This is a genomic window from Corallococcus sp. CA054B, from assembly GCF_003611625.1.
Classification (GTDB): domain Bacteria; phylum Myxococcota; class Myxococcia; order Myxococcales; family Myxococcaceae; genus Corallococcus; species Corallococcus coralloides.
Map to the genome: position 1 here is coordinate 33,012 of NZ_RAVY01000048.1, position 17,598 is coordinate 50,609.

General features: G+C 70.0%; 15 protein-coding genes. 11 read left to right on the forward strand and 4 right to left on the reverse strand.

All coding sequences use genetic code 11. The annotated features are described in order from the left end of the window. The first annotated feature begins 10 nt into the window (after positions 1–10). Positions 11–952, forward strand: a complete 942-nt coding sequence (locus tag D7V80_RS14690) for an ATP-binding protein (RefSeq protein WP_120588755.1) — start codon at positions 11–13, stop codon at positions 950–952. Here the strand turns inward: D7V80_RS14690 and D7V80_RS14695 are convergent, their stop codons facing one another. Both D7V80_RS14695 and D7V80_RS14700 read right to left on the reverse strand, forming a co-directional pair. Further along, positions 953–3,538, reverse strand: coding sequence for a N,N-dimethylformamidase beta subunit family domain-containing protein (locus tag D7V80_RS14695; RefSeq protein WP_120588756.1), 2,586 nt, complete (start codon positions 3,536–3,538; stop codon positions 953–955). It abuts the gene before it with no gap. Positions 3,539–3,703: 165 nt separating this feature from the next. Beyond that, entirely contained in the window at positions 3,704–4,897 is a 1,194-nt protein-coding gene (locus D7V80_RS14700) for an aspartate kinase (protein WP_120588757.1), read from the reverse strand. Positions 4,898–4,939: 42 nt separating this feature from the next. Here D7V80_RS14700 and D7V80_RS14705 point away from each other — a divergent pair, with 42 nt between their 5' ends. From D7V80_RS14705 to D7V80_RS14720, 4 genes are read left to right on the forward strand one after another with little or no spacing between them, the layout of a single operon-like run. Then, the gene (locus D7V80_RS14705; RefSeq protein ID WP_199738642.1) at positions 4,940–5,683 is read left to right on the forward strand and encodes an ABC transporter ATP-binding protein; all 744 of its coding nucleotides are present in this window, start codon (positions 4,940–4,942) and stop codon (positions 5,681–5,683) included. An 18-nt stretch (positions 5,684–5,701) separates the two neighbouring features. Further along, positions 5,702–6,505, forward strand: coding sequence for an ABC transporter permease (locus tag D7V80_RS14710; RefSeq protein WP_120588758.1), 804 nt, complete (start codon positions 5,702–5,704; stop codon positions 6,503–6,505). A gap of 2 nt (positions 6,506–6,507) precedes the next feature. Further along, positions 6,508–8,061, forward strand: coding sequence for a GldG family protein (locus D7V80_RS14715; RefSeq protein ID WP_120588767.1), 1,554 nt, complete (start codon positions 6,508–6,510; stop codon positions 8,059–8,061). Beyond that, positions 8,058–9,518: a DUF4340 domain-containing protein gene (locus D7V80_RS14720; protein WP_120588759.1), complete on the forward strand. Its 1,461-nt coding sequence runs from the start codon at positions 8,058–8,060 to the stop codon at positions 9,516–9,518. Before D7V80_RS14715 ends, D7V80_RS14720 begins: the two co-directional genes overlap by 4 nt. 7 nt (positions 9,519–9,525) lie before the next feature. On the opposite strand, the gene D7V80_RS14725 is transcribed toward D7V80_RS14720, so the two are convergent. Both D7V80_RS14725 and D7V80_RS14730 read right to left on the reverse strand, forming a co-directional pair. Continuing rightward, a complete protein-coding gene (locus D7V80_RS14725) occupies positions 9,526–10,230 on the reverse strand; it encodes a metallophosphoesterase (RefSeq protein ID WP_043322966.1) in 705 nt (234 codons plus the stop codon). Next, the gene (locus tag D7V80_RS14730; RefSeq protein WP_199738643.1) at positions 10,214–11,038 is read right to left on the reverse strand and encodes a nucleotidyltransferase; all 825 of its coding nucleotides are present in this window, start codon (positions 11,036–11,038) and stop codon (positions 10,214–10,216) included. Before D7V80_RS14730 ends, D7V80_RS14725 begins: the two co-directional genes overlap by 17 nt. A gap of 243 nt (positions 11,039–11,281) precedes the next feature. Between D7V80_RS14730 and D7V80_RS14735 the strand changes: the two genes are divergently transcribed. The 6 genes from D7V80_RS14735 to D7V80_RS14760 form a co-directional block, all read left to right on the forward strand. After that, positions 11,282–12,277 carry a hypothetical protein gene (locus tag D7V80_RS14735; RefSeq protein WP_120588761.1) on the forward strand — a complete coding sequence of 332 codons (996 nt, stop codon included), beginning with the start codon at positions 11,282–11,284 and terminating at the stop codon, positions 12,275–12,277. Between the two features lie 28 nt (positions 12,278–12,305). After that, a complete protein-coding gene (locus tag D7V80_RS14740) occupies positions 12,306–12,848 on the forward strand; it encodes an RNA polymerase sigma factor (RefSeq protein ID WP_233585363.1) in 543 nt (180 codons plus the stop codon). Then, complete coding sequence (locus tag D7V80_RS14745) at positions 12,845–13,636, forward strand: DUF4384 domain-containing protein (protein WP_120588762.1); 792 nt, start codon at positions 12,845–12,847, stop codon at positions 13,634–13,636. The genes D7V80_RS14740 and D7V80_RS14745 overlap by 4 nt, the downstream gene beginning before the upstream one ends. Continuing rightward, a complete protein-coding gene (locus tag D7V80_RS14750) occupies positions 13,633–15,276 on the forward strand; it encodes a caspase family protein (RefSeq protein WP_233585364.1) in 1,644 nt (547 codons plus the stop codon). The genes D7V80_RS14745 and D7V80_RS14750 overlap by 4 nt, the downstream gene beginning before the upstream one ends. Before the next feature lie 11 nt (positions 15,277–15,287). Further along, complete coding sequence (locus tag D7V80_RS14755) at positions 15,288–16,256, forward strand: hypothetical protein (RefSeq protein WP_199738644.1); 969 nt, start codon at positions 15,288–15,290, stop codon at positions 16,254–16,256. A 111-nt stretch (positions 16,257–16,367) separates the two neighbouring features. After that, on the forward strand, positions 16,368–17,598 hold a 1,231-nt coding region (locus D7V80_RS14760), incomplete at its 3' end, for an AmpG family muropeptide MFS transporter (RefSeq protein ID WP_120588764.1).

Here is a 17,598-nt window from a genome sequence, read left to right on the forward strand (position 1 = left end):
GCTGGGCGCGATGGCTGCCAAGGCGAACGGCGAGGCGTGTGGGCTGTGCGGCGGGCGGACGTACCTCATCGAGCGGCGCGGAGAGCTCGCGACCGCGCGGGTGTGTACGTGCTCGGTGGACTGCCCGATGTGCGGTGGACGCGGGCACAGGCTGGTGCAGAAGGAAGGCACCTTCAGCGCGAAGGTGGGCCCCCGGACGTATGAGGTCCTGGAGCCCTGCGTGTGCACGCTCCGGCGCACGCGCGTGGCGCTCTACAACGACGTGCAGATGCCGGGCGTCATGGCGCACGCGTCGTTCGACAACTACCGGCCCTTCAACGAGGCGCAGGACCGGGGCCGCGGCGTGGCGATGCACTTCGCCCATCAGTACGTGAAGGGCGCCACCAACAAGGGCTTCGTGCTGAGCGGGCCGGTGGGCACGGGCAAGACGCACCTCATCGCCGCGACGCTCGGGCACCTGGTGCTGGAGATGGGCGTGAAGACCCGCTACGTCGAAATCTCCCTCCTCTACGCGACCATCCGGCGCGGCTTCCAGGACGGCAAGAGCGGCGGGGAGATCATCGGGCCCCTGTCGGAGGTGGAGGTCCTCGCCATCGACGAGCTGGGCAAGGGGCGCGGCAGCCCCTTCGAGATGGAGACGCTCGATGAGCTGATCGCCCGGCGCTACAACGCGGGGCGCACGACGCTCTTCGCCACGAACTACTCGCTGGAGCCGGAGCGCAAGGGCGCCCGGAGCAGCGCGCCTTCGGGCTACCGCACCACCGACGACGCCCGCTCCGCCATGAAGGACGCGGAGCTTTTGCGCGAGCGCGTGGGCGAGCGCATCTACAGCCGCCTCTGCGAGATGTGCACCTTCGTGGAGCTGCCGCGCGACACCCCGGACCGGCGGCGCACGCGGCAGGAGATGGACGCGCCGCCGCCCATGGGTGGCATGCGCAACCCGGGCCGGTGATCAGCGCTTGATGGCGCGCACCAGCGAGTTGCCCGCGTCCGCCACGTAGAGGGTGCCATCCGGCCCCAGCGCGAGCCCGGCGGGCAGCACCAGCTGGGCCTCCCTGCCCGTGCCGTCGTCCGCGCCATAGCGGCCGCTGCCCGCGAGCGTGGTCAGCTTCTCCGGTTCGCCGGACGCGTTGAAGGTCAGCCGGCGCACGCGGTAGTTGCCGGGGTCGGAGATGGCGAGCGAGCCGTCCGGCAGCAGCGCCAGTCCCAGGTACGGCAGCAGCTGGCCCTCCTTCGGGTCACCGTCGCGGAAGCCGGGCGTGGAGCCCGCCACCACGGTGGTGACGCCGTCGCGCACGCGCACCACGCGCGCCATGCCGCTCTCCACCACGTAGGTGGTGCCGTCCACCGCCTGGACCACCGCGGAGGGACGATAGAGCCAGTCGCCCTGGAGCGTCGTCACCGGGTTGCCGGGCGTCACCATGTCGATGCGGCGGATGACGCTGTTGTTCAGGTCCGCCACGAGCAGCGCCGTGCCGTCCGGCGTGAAGGACAGGCCCGCGGGCTGGTTGAAGGCCGCCGACAGCGCGGGGCCATCCTGGTAGCCCCACGTGGTGCCCGCGAACACCTCCGCCTTGCCCTCCGGAGAGATGCGCCGGATGACGGCGTTCTCGGTGTCGGACACATAGACATTGCCCAGCGCGTCCGCGGCGATGCCCATGGGGCCGGAGAGCTTGGTGAGCACCGTCTGGATCTTCCCGTCCAGTGACACGCGCTTCACCGCGTTGCCCAGCGAGTCCGCCACCGCCCAGCCGCCATCCGGCAGCACGGCGACGGCGAGCGGCGCGCCCAGCTCATCCGGTGCCACCTTGGTCCCCGCATGGCAGCGCTTGCCGGGCTGTCCCGCCACCGTCGTCACGGACGCGGCGAACGGCCCCATGGGCGTGGCCGCCGCCGGGGGCTGGAACTTCACCAGGTCGCCCGGCAGCTTCCGGCCCAGCGCCTTGTAGAGCACGTTGGCCACGATGCGGCCCGCGCGCGGATCCGCCACGCGGTCCGCCACCCCGGCCAGCTTGTGCACGAAGTCGATGCCGCCCGAGGAGAAGACGTACGCGTCCCCCTGCTTGCGCACCACCATGTGCGCGAAGCCGAAGCCGCCCTGGAGCGACAGCGAGGGGGACTCCGCGAGCACCTCCACGCCGGAGGGCTGGCGGCCGTTGGACACCAGCTGATCCACCTCGTAGCCGTTCGCCATCCACAGCGTGTCACCGGCCTTGAAGCCCGTGCCGTTGAAGACCCAGTGCTCCGGGTTGGTGATGACGGTCGGGAAGGGCCACTGGTGCCAGCGCGAGGCGAACTGCACGCCCAGGAGCGCGTTCTCCGGACGGGGCGCGGGCAGGTCGCGGAACTTCACCGTCCTGCGCTGATCCTTGTACGGATCCTGCGGCGCGCCCTTGTAGCAGGTCACGATGCGGCGCGGGCGGCCGTCCGCGGAGGGCTCCATCCGCACCTGCCAGTACGCGTTGTTCGCGCCCAGGTTGATGATGGAGCGCCCTTCCGACAGCGCGCGGTCCGCATGGTCGCGCTGCTTGGAGGACCAGTACTCGTCGTGGCCGGACATCACGAGCACCTTCGCGCCACGCAGGAAGTCGTAGCTTTCGTCCATGTCCTCGTCGGTGAAGTAGCCCACGTCCAGGTCCTGCGACTCCAGCCACGTGACCAGGCTCAGGTCGTCCAGCATCAGGTGCCCGGAGCCCTGGCCCCGGTAGTAGGGCCGGTCATAGGAGGACTGGAAGGCGCGCGCGACGCCGTGCGCCTTCATCACGCCCTTCTGATCATCGTAGAGGCTGGTGCCGCCCCAGGTGTTGTACGCCGCCCAGTTCGAGGTGGGCATGAGCACCGCGACCTCCGCGCGCGGATTCGCGTCCCGCACGAAGAAGGGCACGTAGCGCGACGGCCGGTCGTCGCGCACGAGCTTCACCACGTACACGCCGCGCACCCAGTCCTCGCCGATGGGGATCTCCAGCGTGGGGGACCAGGAACAGGCGATGACGCCCGTCGTCGGATCCGCCGGACAGTCCGCCTGCCGCGTGCCCTGCACCGGGCCGCCGCGCGCGATCTCGCGGGCACCCACGCCGCCGTAGTAGCCCAGGCGGTAGACGAACCAGCTGAACTTGCGCTCCTCGGACAGGGACACCGCCACGCGCAGCGACTCGCCCTGCGTCAGGGTGGCCTTGAGGGGGTAGCCTTCAATCTCGCGGCTGTTGGCGTTCTTGTCGATGCGCCAGCCGTTGGTGCCCTTCTTCTGGTTCTCCTTGTGGACGGCGTCCGGGTCGCGCTCGGGCAGCGCGCTGCCGCCGTCGGGCAGCGTGCCCGCGTCCGGCTCTTCTTCCGGCGTGCCCGCGTCATATTCGGGGACGACGATGCCGCCGTCCGGACCGATGACGCCCGCGTCGTCGTTGCTCAGCGGCGGATCATCATGGCGGTCGCCCGGGGGAGGCGTGCCGGGTGCCGGACCGGAGTCCTTGCAGCCCGAGGCCCCCGTCACCAGGAGCGCCAGCACCACCCCCAGTCCCATCCAGCGCCGCCCCTGAGCCATGCCCAACCCTCCAAGGTATTCAGGGGAGGAGGGTAGGCATCGACTTCTCAGAGGGAAGCGCCCTGCCCCCACTGAGTAAGAAAGTTCGACGGAGGATGTCGACTCGTCTCCAGGAACGGCCCGCAAGTCCTCGGATCAACGAAGGTTGCGCGGATGAGGCGCGTGTCAGCTACCGAGCAGTTCGCGGTGCAACCGGGCCGTGAGGGTCTTCAGATGCGCCTTGTCCACCAGGAGGGTCACTTGAAGGGGCGAGGTGCTCACCGCATGAACCCGAGCGGACAGGGCTTCCGCGGCGGAGAGGGCCTTGCGCAGCGGCACCCAGTCCGCGTTGAGGCCCACGCCCACACAGGTGACCGTGCCCCAGCCGTCCTGCCAGTACACGCCCCCGCCAAAGCGCGTGGCCAGCTCGCGCTGGAGCGCCTCCGGGCCGTGAATGTCCGCGAGAGGGACCGCCAGGTACGTGCGCCCCGGGGCGCCCGGCAGTCCGTCGTGGGCAAGCGTGCGGCCTCGGACGGCGCGTGCGTCCAGGAACTCCAGCAGCTCCTGGAGGGGCACGCTGGCGTGGGCGACGAGCACGGCCATCTCCGCGTCCGCCGTCACGCCCTTCACGCGGCTGTCGGTGGGCACGGCGAGCTCCTGCACGCTGGTGCCGGTCCCCTGCCCGTGCGCGGTGCGCGCGAGGATGGTGATGCCGCGCGCCTTGGCCCACTCCACGGCCTGGGCGTTGAGCACCTTGGCGCCGGCGCTCGCCAGCTCCTGCATCTCGTCGTAGCTCAGCGACTCCAGCTTGCGCGCGTCCGGCACCACGCGCGGATCCGCGCTGAAGACGCCGTCCACGTCCGAGTAGATTTCACACGCCTCCGCGTCCAGCGCCGCCGCCAGCGCGACCGCGGTCGTATCCGAACCGCCGCGTCCCAGTGTCGTCACTTCCTTCTTGTAGGAGACGCCCTGGTAGCCCGCGACGATGACGACCTTGCCGTGCGCCAGCTCGTCCTGGATGCGGTAGGGCCGCACCTCCACGATGCGCGCCTGGGCGTGGGCGTCGTTGGTGATGATGCCGCTCTGGCTGCCGGTGAAGCTGATGGCCGGGACGCCCTGCTCCTGGAGCGCCATGGACAGGAGCGCCATGGAGATGCGCTCGCCGCAGGTGAGGAGCATGTCCAGCTCGCGCCGGGGCGGGTCCTGGGACACGCTCTTGGCCAGCGACAGCAGGTCATCCGTGGTGTCGCCCATGGCGCTCACGACGACGACGACCTGATAGCCCGCGTCCCGCTTCTGCTTCACGCGCCGCGCGACCTTGCCGAGCTTCTCCGCGTCAGCGACCGATGAGCCGCCGTACTTCTGCACCACGATTGGCATCCACGCCTCGCTTCCGGGGCAGTGTAGAGTTCGCCCCCGCGCATGCCAATCACCGAGAAGCCCATCATCGAGGTGCGCAACCTCACCCGGCGCTACCGCGAGCGCCTGGCCATTGAAGACCTGTCCTTCACGGTCGGTGAGGGCGAGCTCCTGGGCTTCCTGGGCCCCAACGGCGCGGGCAAGTCCACCACGATGAAGATCCTCACCGGCTTCCTGCCCCCGTCCGAGGGCAGCGCGAAGGTGGCGGGCTTCGACGTGACCACGCACCCCATGGAGGTCAAACGGCGCATCGGCTACCTGCCGGAGACGCCGCCGCTGTACCCGGAGCTGACGGTGCACGGCTACCTGGCGTTCGTCGCGGCGCTCAAGCAGGTGCCCGGCCGCGCGGTGAAGGCGGAGGTGGAGCGGGTGGCGGGGCTCACGGGCGTGAGCGACGTGATGGGCCGCGTGCTCCAGAACCTGTCCAAGGGCTACCAGCAGCGCGTGGGCATCGCGCAGGCGCTCCTCGGTTCGCCGCCGGTGCTCATCCTGGACGAGCCCACCGAAGGCCTGGACCCCGCGCAGCGCGCGGACCTGCGCGCGTTGATCCGGAGCCTCTCCGGGAAGCACACGGTGCTGTTGTCCACGCACATCCTCCCGGAGGTCACGGTGACGTGCGAGAAGGTGCTCATCCTCCACCAGGGCCGCGTGGTGGCCCATGACGCCATCGACCAGTTGGCGAAGGCCCATGGCCAGGCTGAGCACGCGTCGTTGGAAGAAGTCTTCATCAAGCTGACCGCCGCCTGAACAGGAACCCATAAGCGCATGCGCACTGCCCTGGCCATTGCCCGCAAGGAGCTGGCCGTCGCCTTCACCACCCCGTGGGCCTACGCCGTGTTCACGGCGATGGCGGCGCTCTCGTCGTTCTTCTTCGTCAGCCTGCTGGAGCAGTTCCAGCAGGTGCAGGCCCTGGCGCGTGAGAACGGCTGGAGCAAGCTGCCGCCGGACTCCATCGTCTACCGCAACCTCACGGACGGCGTGGTGGTGCAGCTGTGGGGCGTGGTGTTGATCCTCACGCTCTTCGTCGCGCCCTTCCTGTCCATGCGGCTGTTCGCGGAGGAGAAGCGCCAGAAGACGTTCGCGCTGCTGCTCACGACGCCGGTGCGGCCGGTGGACATCGTGCTGGGCAAGTACCTGGGCGGCCTGGGCCTCATCTTCGTCACGCTGGGGCTGACGCTGGTGTTCCCGGTGCTGCTGTCGGTGGTGGGCACGGGCCCGTCCGGCTCCGCGCTGGAGTGGCCCACGGTGCTGCTGGGCTACGGCGCGGTGCTCATCTGGGGCGCGACGTGCATGGCGGTGGGGCTGTTCATCTCCGCGTTGACGGAGAGTCAGATGCTGGCGGCGTTCCTCACCTTCACGGTGCTGCTGCCGTGGATGCTCCTGCGCGGCGTGGCCCAGTCCACCGCGGAGCCGCTGCGCTCGTTCCTGAACTACCTGTCCTTCGATACGCAGTTGCAGGGGATGATCCAGGGCGTCCTGGAGGTGCAGGCGCTGGTGTTCTTCGCGTCCGTCATCCTGTTCTCGCTGCTGCTCACCCACCGCGCGGTGGAAGCGCAGCGCTACGCATGACCATGAGAGCGACCCACGTCACCCGCGTGCTGGGGGCCTTCGGCCTGCTGCTGCTCGCGTCCAGCCCCTTCACGCTGTTCCTCACCTCCGGCAGCGTGGTGCTCGCCGCGGGCAAGGCGGTGCTGGGCGCGGCGATGCTCGCGGCCTACTTCGTCATGCACCGCCAGGAGCTGGCGCGCGCGGGCACCCGCCGCACGGGACGGTTCCTCGCGTCCTCGGTGCTCACCACGCTGGCGGTGCTGGGCGTGCTGGTGGCGCTCAACGTGCTCGCCTTCCGCAAGAACAAGCGCTGGGATTTGACGCAGGAGCGCATCTTCTCGCTCGCGCCGCAGACGGTGCAGACGCTGGCGGGGTTGAAGGAGAAGGCCCACGCGCTGGCGCTCATCCCGCCCACGCACCCGTCCTATGGCGAGCTGGAGGAGCTGTTCCGGCGCTACCACGAGGCAGCACCGGAGGCGTTCGACTACGCCTTCGTGGATCCGCGCCGCGAGCCGGCCCTGGCCGCGAAGTACCAGCTCAAGGACGGGCAGACGCTGGTCGTCATCTCCCGAGGCGAGGGCGATGCGGCGCCCCACACCACCCTGCCCGTCCCAGCCGAGCAGGAGCTGACCAACGCCCTGCTCCAGCTGAGCGCGACGGGCGCGCAGAAGGTGTACGTCCTCGAAGGGCACGGCGAGTGGTCGCTGGAGGCGGCTGGCGAGGGGCTGACGGAGCTGCGGCGCCAGCTGCTGCGCGAGGGCTACCGCCCCGAGCCGCTCAACCTCCTGGGCCGGAAGGAAGTGCCTCGCGACGCGGGCCTGTTGATCATCGCTGGCGCGAAGCAGGCGTACACGGCGCCAGAGGTGGCGGCGCTGCGCACCTACCTGGGCGAAGGCGGCCGGCTGCTCTACTTCACCGACGCGAACACGGATGACGGGCTGGGCCTGTTCCTCGCGGACTACGGCGTGCAGGTGGACGACGGCGTGGCGGCGGACCCGCAGTTCAACTCGGGCAACCCGTTCGTCCTGGTGTCGAACTTCTACGGCAAGCACCCCATCACGCGTCCGTTGCAGGAGCGCGGCTTCAACATCCAGCTGCCCACGCCGCGCAGCTTCACGCTCGTCCGCGAGGGCTTCCTGCTGCCCGGCGTGACGGTGGAGCCCGTGCTGCTGAGCTCCCCCTATGCGTGGGTGGAGTCGCGGCCCCTGGAGGACACCACCCCGTCCAGCGGCGAGAAGATGGGGCAGCTCACGCTGGTGGCCGCCGCTTCCCGGGACACGCGTGCGGCGGAGCACAAGCGCTACGACGAGGCCCGACTGGTGGCCGTGGGCGACTCGGAGCTGCTGCTGGATCCGAACTGGGGCTACGAGGCCAACCGCAACCTGGTGATGAACGCCATGGGCTGGGCATCCCATCAGGCGGAGAAGGTCACCCTGCGTCCTCCCGACCGTGAGACGTCCACCCTGGAGCTTGGCGAGGACCAGATGCGGACCCTGCGCTTCGTTTCCACCGACCTGTTTCCGCTGTCGCTGCTGGGTGTGGGACTCGCGGTCTGGTTGTCACGGAGGAACCGGTGAGGACGTCCACCGTCGTGATGCTGGGGCTTCTGGCCGTGGGCTGTTCGCGCGACGCGGAGAAGCCCCCTGCTCCGCCGAAGCTCTTCGCGACGGAAGCCGCCGAGCCAACCCGTGGCGCGGCTCCGGACCCGGCGCCCATCTTCACGCACCTGACGGTGAAGGCTCGCGGCGCCACCACGGAGCTGGAGCGGACGCAGGAGGGCTGGCGGATTGTCTCGCCCGTGGAGGCGAAGGCGGATCCGTACGCGGTGGAGGCCCTGGTGCAGCAGCTGACCTCGGCGAAGTTCAAGGCCACCGTGAACGCGTCGCCGACGGACGCGGACCTGAAGAAGTACGGGCTCACGTCCCCGACGTTCACCGTGACGGCGCGGGCCTTTCTTCCGGATGCCAACGGTGAGGGCTCGGAGGATCCGTCCCGCCAGCGCACCGTGACGCTGGCTGGTGGGAATGAGAACCCCTTCGATGGCTCCGTCTACGTGCGCCGTGAAGGCGACACGACCGTGTACGCGGCGGACGGTGCCGTGCGGTACTCGCTGGACAAGGGCCCGTTCGAGCTGCGCGCCAAGGAGTTCCTGGGGCCGCTCGAGCTCGATTCGCTCCAGTCCATCGACGTCAAGGCGAAGGACCACGCGTACACGCTGACACGCGAGGCGGACCGCAAGTCGTGGCGGATGGAGAAGCCGGAGCCCACCCGCGCGAGTGACAGCCGGCTGATGGACCTGCTCGAGGCGTTCGAGGGCCATCAGGCCCTGTCCTTCCCGCAGGACACCGCCGCCTCGCGGAAGGCCCTGGGCCTGGACACGCCCGTCGTGGACGCGCGCTTCGTGCCGGCTTCTGGTGAGCCCATCCGCGTCAGGCTGGCGCAGGTGACCCGCGACGGAGCGACCGTCGTCCATGCCCTTCGCGAACAGGGTTCGCGGTCCACGCTGGCGGAGGTGGAAGCCCGTGCGCTGACGACACTGGACGTGGGCGTGCAGGAATTGAAGGACCGGCGCGTGCTCTCGTTCCAACGCGACGACGTCCGTCGCATGGAGTTCCTCCCCGGTGGCAAGGCCGCTCCGGTAGTGGTGGCGCGTGGCCCCGGCCCCCACGACCCGTGGGAGCTGGAGGGTCCCCACGGGGGACGCACCCTCTACTTTCGCGTGGCGAAGGTCCTGAGCCGTTTGGAGTCGCTGAAAGCCACGGGGGACGGCGAGCCCAAGGTGAAGCACTGGGAGCGCTACGGCATCAGTGACGCGTCGCGGAGCGTCGTGCTGCGCGATGGGAAGGGACGCGAACTGGCACGGCTGTGGCTGGGCGACGCCGTGCCAGACACGGAGGACCGGCTCTATGCACGGGGCTCCGGGCCGGACCTGGTGGAGGTGTCCATGGGCGCGGTGGCGGACCTGCCCACGCGCGCCTCGGACCTCCAGCAGGCACCGCCCGACGATTCGGACGGCGGTCTTCCCGAGCACTGAGGCAGCGCTACACCTCCATCAGGGCGAAGCGCTGCTCGGGCGTGAACTTGGTGAGCAGCGGCATGGCGACGTTGAACACCGGGATGCCGCTCTTCGTCTTGCCCTCGAGCGCGCCGTGGTGCGCGTGACCGTGGAAGACGTAGGCCGCGCCGTAGTGGTCGATGGGCATCGACAAGCGGCTCGTCCCCAGGAAGGGGCGGATCTCGATGTTCTCCCCCTCCAGCGTCTCCGGGATGGGGGCGTAGTGCATGATCACGACCTTCTTGGGCGTGTCCAGGTGGCTGAGCGCGGCCTCCAGCTTGAGCGACTCGGTGACGGCCTCCTGCACGAAGGACTTCGTCTGGCCCTCGCCGAACGCCTGCAACGTCGCGTTGCCGAAGCCGCCCCCGAAGCCCTTCACCCCCGCGACACCCAGCGTCTTCTCGAAGATGAAGTGGTCCCCGTCGAGGATGTGCACGCCGACCTTGGAGAGCTCCGAGCAGATGTCCTTCACCTGCCCGTGCTCGTAGTCGTGATTGCCCAGCACCGCGGCGCACGGGACGCGCAAGGCCGAGAGCTCCTCGGCCAGCACCTTGCCCTCTTCAATCATCCCGCGGTCCGTCAAGTCCCCGCACAGGAGCAGCAGGTCCGCCGAGGCATTCACCTGTTTGACGAGCTGCCGGAAGCGCCCGTGCTGGTCCTCGCGGCAGTGCAGGTCACCGACCGCTGCCAGCCGAATCTTCGAGCTCGGATCTCGCGCCACGGGTTCCCCCCTCGGGTCTGTCCTGTTCGTCCCACGCCCTGCCGTCCCCAAAGCCCCAGTGGTGGATGTCCACGTGATAGTTCACCTTGGACACCAGGTTGCCCCGGCACAGCTTCTCGTCCCAGCTGCCGTCGCGCACCGTCTGGAGCGTGCGGCTCATCAACTCCGTCATCACGTAGTTGGGCACGATGTCGCGCTCGCTCGGATAGGCGAAGCGGAACATCATCAGGTGGCTGAGCAGCACCTCCCAGTAGCGGTCGAAGCGCCGGAGGATGCGGTCCCAGTCCATCTCCCGCCCCGCCTTGAGGATGAGGTGGTTGATGTCCGCGCCGTCATAGCGCTCGCGCTCGGTGACGAAGGCCTTGGACCAGATCATCTCCTCGGCCGGCGCGATGAGGCACTCGTAGCCGAAGATGGTGGCCTTCCTGGCGTTGGTGAACCACTCGTCGTCCACCGTCGCCACGCCGTTGCCGGAGGAGAAGATGAAGTCGACGAAGTAGTCGCCCTTGTACGCCTTGTAGAGCCAGACCTCGTCGGGCCGCTCCGTGCGCCAGCCATCCTTCTCCAGCACCTCCAGGGCGCGGATGGCGTCCTGCTTGCGCGGGAACAGGTCCAGGTCCTTGGTGTCGCGGTAGATGCCGGTATAGGTGGCGTAGGCATACGCACCACCCACGACGAACGGCACCCCGGCCTCATGCAGCAGACCGACGGCTCTGGCGCGGGCGTTGATCTCGTCCGGCGCACGCTCCCGCTCGGCCAGCGTGGCGTCCGTACCCATCTCCCCGGGATGGTTCGGGTGTCGTTTTTCCATGGGCGAAAGGTAGGGATGGCCCATTTCAACCGTCGGGCAGGCGGCCGCGGGCGGCCGGAGAGCAGGCAGCCAGACGCCAAGCGCCTGGTTTCACTGTGCTTTTCCGCCCCTAGCGAGCGCTTTTTCTGTTTTTCGGCCGGGCTGTGTCCATAGGGGCGAATTCACTGCCGCACGGCCCGCACAAGACGGGCCCTGAAAGGACGCTCGACCATGCTGCGCAAGAGCCTGCTGTGTGCCTCCCTGCTGTTCGCCGGTTGCGACGCGGACCAGCCCGACGAGGCGACGTTCCGCGACGGCCTGCCCTCCAAGGAGATGCTGGAGGTGAACGCGCCGAAGCAGAACGGCCAGGGATTGACGGCCGAGGGCCCGTCCGTAGCGGCGATCCAGGGTCTGACGGCTGACTATTTCAAGGCCACCGTGGCGGCCACGGTGGTGGTGAACGGCGGCACGCTCTGGGTGCTGAACCTCATTGAGCAGATCACCCAGTACCCGCCGACGACGCTGGAAGGGAACAAGGCCGTGTGGGGTCCGAGCACGGGCCCCCTGGAGCTCACGACGTGGCGCCTGACGGTGACGAAGTCGGGGGATGCGTCGTTCTCCTGGGTGCTGGAGGGCAAGCCGAGGACGGCGGAGGACAGCGCGTTCCGGGCGGTGCTGTCCGGCACGCAGACGGTGGAGGTGAACGCGGACGGAGAGCGCATGAGGGGCTTCGGCTCCGGAGAGCTGCTCATCGACTGGGACGCGGCGTTCGCCCTGCCGGGCGCGGATGACAAGCTGGGCACGGTGGACATCCGCTACGCGCGAGCCAGCGCCACGTCGCAGGTCACGGTGGACGCGGACTTCCACCAGATGCGTGACGAGGAGGAGGCCGGCCAGCGCGTGGACGCGAAGTACCACTACAAGGCGTCGCCCACGGCGGGGGGCGAGTTCGACTTCGTGACGTACAAGAACATCGACATCGGAGACCTGCTGCGCCTGAAGCGGGAGAAGCTGACCATCAAGAGCCGCTGGACGGCGTCGGGGGTGGGGCGCTCGGACGTCAAGGTGTCGGGCGGCGACCTGGTGGGAGAGGCGACGGCGAACGAGTGCTGGGACGCGAACTTCCTCAGCACCTACTTCCGCGTCAGCCTGGACCCGCGCCAGGGCTACGGTGAGGAGGGGACCGCCTGCGGCGGGTTCACGGCGGCGGTGTACTCGTCGCTGTGAGCCGGGTCGCGGTAGGCTTGCGCCGCGCGTGACCGGACCGACCCCGCTGGCCCTGAAGGTGGTGCCTCCCCGTCCCAACGAGGACCGGCGGGCCGTCCTGCGCGAGCTGTACGTGAAGTATGGCGGCAGCGTGCGTGAGCGCTGCCGCTACCTGCTGAAGGACGCGAGCCGGGCGGAGGACGCGATGCATGACGTCTTCGCCCGCGCGCTCGTGCACGGGGAGTCGTTCCGGGCGGAGGCGTCCCCGCTGACGTGGCTGATGAAGATCGCCACGCACCACTGCCTCAACCAGCTGCGTTCGGAAGGGGCGGCGTGGCGGAAGTGGTTCGCGAGGGACGAGGCGGCCCGTTCGCAGGGCCATGGCGGCGCGGAGGCGATGGAGACGCGTGACCTGGTGCGCAAGCTGCTGGCCCGGGTGGACCCGGAGACACAGGCGGCGGCCATCCACTACCACGTGGACGGGATGACGCTGGAAGAGGTGGCCGCGGTGCTGGGGCGTTCGGTGCCCACGGTGCGCAAGCGGCTGGAGCATTTCGCGGAGCTGGGTGGAGAGGAGCTGAGCGTCCGATGAGCGCGCACGAGTCGAGCTGGACATTGCGCCGCCTGCACGCTGGCGAACTTCCCGCCCCGGAGGCCCAGCGCGTCCAGGCGCATGCGGAGGCGTGCGAGGCGTGTGGCGCGACGCTGAGGTCCTTCGCGGACGCGCAGGCCGCGTTCGAGGCGGAGGTTCCCTTCGAACGTTTCGAGGCCGCCGTGGAGCGGGCCCGTGCGAGGCAGGCCTCTTCGCAGGAGCCGGCGACGCGCGCGCAGTGGGTCCGGCCGCTGATGGCGGTGGCGGCGTCCGTGCTGGTGCTGGTGCTGGCGCGTCCGCTGCTGGAGACCGGCGGGAGGACGGATCCGGTCCAGCCATCCGTCGCGGGCAATCGCATCAAGGGCGGCGCGGGCGCGGAGCTGCGAATCGGTGGAGGCGCGGAGCCGCAGCGGGTGGCGAGCACGGAGGCGCCGGAGGCGTTGCAAGCCGGGGAGCGCGTGCGGTTGGGCTACACGGCGGATGCGTACCGCTACGTGGCGGCGCTGTCGGTGGATGCACAGGGCGAGGTGACGCCGCTGTATCCGGAGTCCGGGGACAGCCTCGCGGTGGAGCCGGGCGCGGGGCAGCACTGGCTGCCGGAGAGCGTGGAGTTCACCGGCGCGGGTGCGGAGCGCGTGGTGCTGGTGCTGACGGACGCCCCCGTCTCCATGGACGCGCTGAGCGACGCGGCCCGGAAGGCCTTCGTCGCGGCGGGCCGGGACGTCACGCGCATGCCCCCGCTGGACGTCGCGGGTGCGCAGACGCAGTGGATTCTGCTGAAGCCATGAGCGACGGCCCCGTGAAACAGGTGCTCGCTCCCGTGGCGGCCCGGGCACGGGCCATGGGCCTGGCGATCCGGGCTTCGATTCCCGCGCTGGTGCTGCTCTCCACCGCCGCGCATGCGGACACGCTGCACCGCTTCGCGCTCATCGCGGGCAACGACACGGGCGGCGCGGACACGCGGCCCTTGAGCTACGCGCGCGACGATGCGCGCAAGATGCACGACCTGCTCACGCGGCTGGGCGGCGTGTCCCCGGCCGACGCGAAGCTCCTCCTGGATGACGACGCGAAGGACTTCCTCGCCGCCCTGTCGGAGCTGGAGCAGCGGGCCCGCGCGGCCCAGGCTCGCGGCGAACGCACTGCCCTGTTCGTCTACTACTCCGGCCACGCGAAGGACGGCGCGCTGCGGCTGGGTGATTCGCGGCTCGCCTTCGATGCGCTCAAGCGCCGGCTGGCCGACGCGCCCGTGGACATCCGCATCGCCATCCTCGACTCCTGCCGCTCCGGCGCGCTCACCCGCACCAAGGGCGCTCGCAAGGCCCCGGCCTTCGACGTGGAGTCCGGCGCGGCACGCGATGCCCGGGGCGTCGTCATCCTCACCTCCAGCGCCGCGGACGAGGACTCGCAGGAGTCGGACGCGCTGGGCGGCAGCTACTTCTCCCATCACCTGGCCAGCGGCCTTCTGGGAGACGCGGACCGCAGCGGCGACGGTCGCGTGACGCTCTTCGAGGCGTACTCACACGCCTACGCCCGCACGGTCGCGGACACGGCCGACAGCAGCGCGGGCCCGCAGCACCCCACGTTCAGCTACGACCTCGCGGGCAACGGCGACCTGGTCCTCACCGACCTGCGCGCGAGCGCCGAAGGCCTGGTCGTCCCCGGCAGCGCCCCCGCGGGTTCGTACTACTTCGTGGATCCGGGCGGACTCGTGGTCGCGGAGCTGGACAAGGCCGCGGACACCGAGCGCCGCGTGGCCCTGGCCCCCGGCACCTACCGCGTGAAGCGCCGGCTCAGCGACCGGCTGCGCATCGGTGAAGTGGAGGTCGCTCGCGGACGCACGACCATCCTGCAGGAGCCGCGCTTCAAGGACGCGCCCTTCACCGACGACCCCGTGAAGGGCGCCATGCGGGACAAGGGCGCGTGGTGGGCGTTCGGTCTCACCGGCGGCTTCCAGTCCTTCTTCGACCCGCGGACGCGCCAGTCCCTCTTCCTCTCCGTGCCCCTCTTCGGCGCGGAGGCCGAGCTGCACGACTACTTCCGCCGCGACTGGGTCTGGGGCTTCGACGCGGCGGTGGGCGGCACGAACGGCGTGCTGTCACTGCCCACGCTGGCGGGACCGGCGTACCGCTACTCCGTGGTGAACGTGGGCACCAGCCTCACCGCCGAGTGGCCCATGGGCCGCGTCGCCCCGTTCGTGGGCGTGCGCGTCGCGTACCTCATCATGGGCCGCAAGTTCGACGACGCGGCGCTCCCGGATCAACGCTTCGCCATGGTGTCTCCGGGCCTGGCGACGGGCGCGCGCTTCCAGCTGACGCGGAAGTTGAACCTCACCGCGCGCAGCCGCCTGCAGTACCTCCAATACACCGTCGACGCGCAGCGCTCCCTGGGGTTCTGGGAGCTGGCCGCGCTCCTCACGTACGAGCCATGAGGGAGCACGTGATGCGAACCTTTGCCCTGGCCCTCTGCTGCCTCCTCACGGTCGCGTGCGGCGGCGACTTCTCCAACGACGACCTGGAGTTCCAGAACGCCCTGCCCCAGCGCGAGGACCTGGCCGCGATGCTGCCGGACTCCGCCGCGCGCGCCGGCCAGGGCGCGCTCCCCCGGGGCCAGGCGTTGCGCCGGGCGCAGGTGCTGGGCGGGACGTCCGAGCTCGCCCTCCAGGCCTACGCCGCGGGCACGCGGTTCAACACCGACGTGGACGGTCTGCTCGCCCTGCTGGAGGTGTTCCGCCACGCCCCCCCCACCACGCGGGAGCCGGACCGGCGCGTCTGGGGTCCCTTCCCCGCGGACGGCCACCCGGGCCACGAGCTGCGCTTCGTGATGGAGCGCCAGGGCAGCGACTTCGGCTACCTCCTCCAGGTCCGGCCCACGGGCGGAGGCGAGTCCGCGTGGTGGACCTACGTGCCTGGCACCTTCAAGGCGGGCGGCGGCATCCGCAAGGGGGAGGGCACGCTCGCCATGGACCTCAAGGAGGCCCGCGCGCGCGGGTTCGAGCCGCAAGAGGTGAACCTCGTGGAGCGGCTGGACATCCGCTACCAGACGAAGGCGCTGCCCACGAGCGTGGAGCTGCTCGTCTCCGGCCTGGGAGGCGCGCTGCCGCTGGCGCGCTACGCGTCACGCCGGACACCGGAGGGGTTGGGGGAGATGTCGTTCCGGCTGCCGGGGGAGGACCTGGTTCCCGGCGGGCTGCTGGAGACGCTGGACATCCTGGCGCGCTGGACGCCGGATGGCCGGGGCGTGCTGGTGCTCAACATCCTGGACGGGGACGCGAAGGGCGCGCAGTACACGGAGTGCTGGGACTCCCGGACGCGCATCACGTTCATGCAGCGCAACTGGGACTTCATCACCCCCACCGAGGGCGACCGCCGCACCTGTCCGGACGTGTCCGCGCTGGACCCGAAGCCCTGAAGAGGCCGCCCGGGCTCAGGGCCGGACAGCAGCCGGGCGGACAGTCCCTGGCCGTTGGAAGGTGACGCGCGGGGTGGATTCTCTATGCTGGCGGCTGTTTCCCGCGCCCCCATGCCCAACTCCTCGCTTCTCACCGTCTTGAAGAGCCGGCGCATCTGGCTCCTGATCGCCGTCGGCTTCGCGTCCGGCCTCCCCCTGTGGCTGACCGGCGTCACGCTGTCCGCGTGGATGAAGAACGAGGGGGTCAATCTCAAGACGATTGGCATCTTCAGCCTGGTGGCGCTGCCCTACACCTTCAAGGTGCTGTGGGCGCCGCTGATGGACCGCTACACCCTGCCCTTCCTGGGTCGGCGGCGCGGCTGGATGCTGCTCACGCAGGTGCTGCTCATGGGCGCCATCGCCGCCATGGGCCTGGTGAACCCGAAGGACACCCCGCTGGCCATGGCGTGCATGGCGGTGGTGGTGACGTTCCTGTCCGCCAGCCAGGACATCGTCGCGGACGCGTGGCGCACGGACATCCTCCCCATGGAGGAGCGTGGGCTGGGCAACTCGATGTACGTCACCGGCTACCGGCTGGGGATGCTCGTGGCGGGCGGGCTCGCGTTCGTCCTGTCGGATCACCTGGGCTGGTCCCAGACGTACTACGTGATGGGCCTGCTCATGGGCGTGGGCGTGGTGGCCACGCTGCTGGCCCCGGAGCCCCAGAGCGTGCGGCCTCCTCGCAACCTGGCGGATGCCGTGGTGCGGCCCTTCGTGGACTACTTCCGCCGCAAGTACGCGCTGGGGGTGCTGGCGTTCCTGGTGCTCTACAAGCTGGGGGATGGCATCGCCGCCAGCATGGTGACGCCCTTCTACATCGAGCTGGGGTTCTCCAACACGGAGATTGGCGCGCTCAGCAAGACGCTGGGCATGGTGGCCACCATCAGCGGCGGCCTGTTGGGCGGCGTGCTGATGGTGAAGCTCAGCATGCGCCGCGCGCTGTTCATCTTCGGCGCCGCGCAGGGCATCACCAACCTGGCCTTCATGGCGCTGGCGCTGGTGGGCAAGAACGACCTGATGCTCGCGGGCACCATCGCCGTGGACAACGTGTGCACGGGCCTGGGCGTGACGGCGTTCGCGGCCTTCATCATGTCGCTGTGCCACAAGAGCTTCAGCGCCACGCAGTACGCGCTCCTGTCCGCGCTGGGCACCATCGCCAACCGGCTCATCGGCTCCCTGTCCGGCTTCCTGGCCACGTGGATGGGCTGGCCCACGTTCTTCGCCTTCACCGCCGCGGCGGCCATCCCCGCGCTGGTGCTGCTGATGTTCCTGCCGGAGCACGCCGCCCAGCCCCAGGAGGACG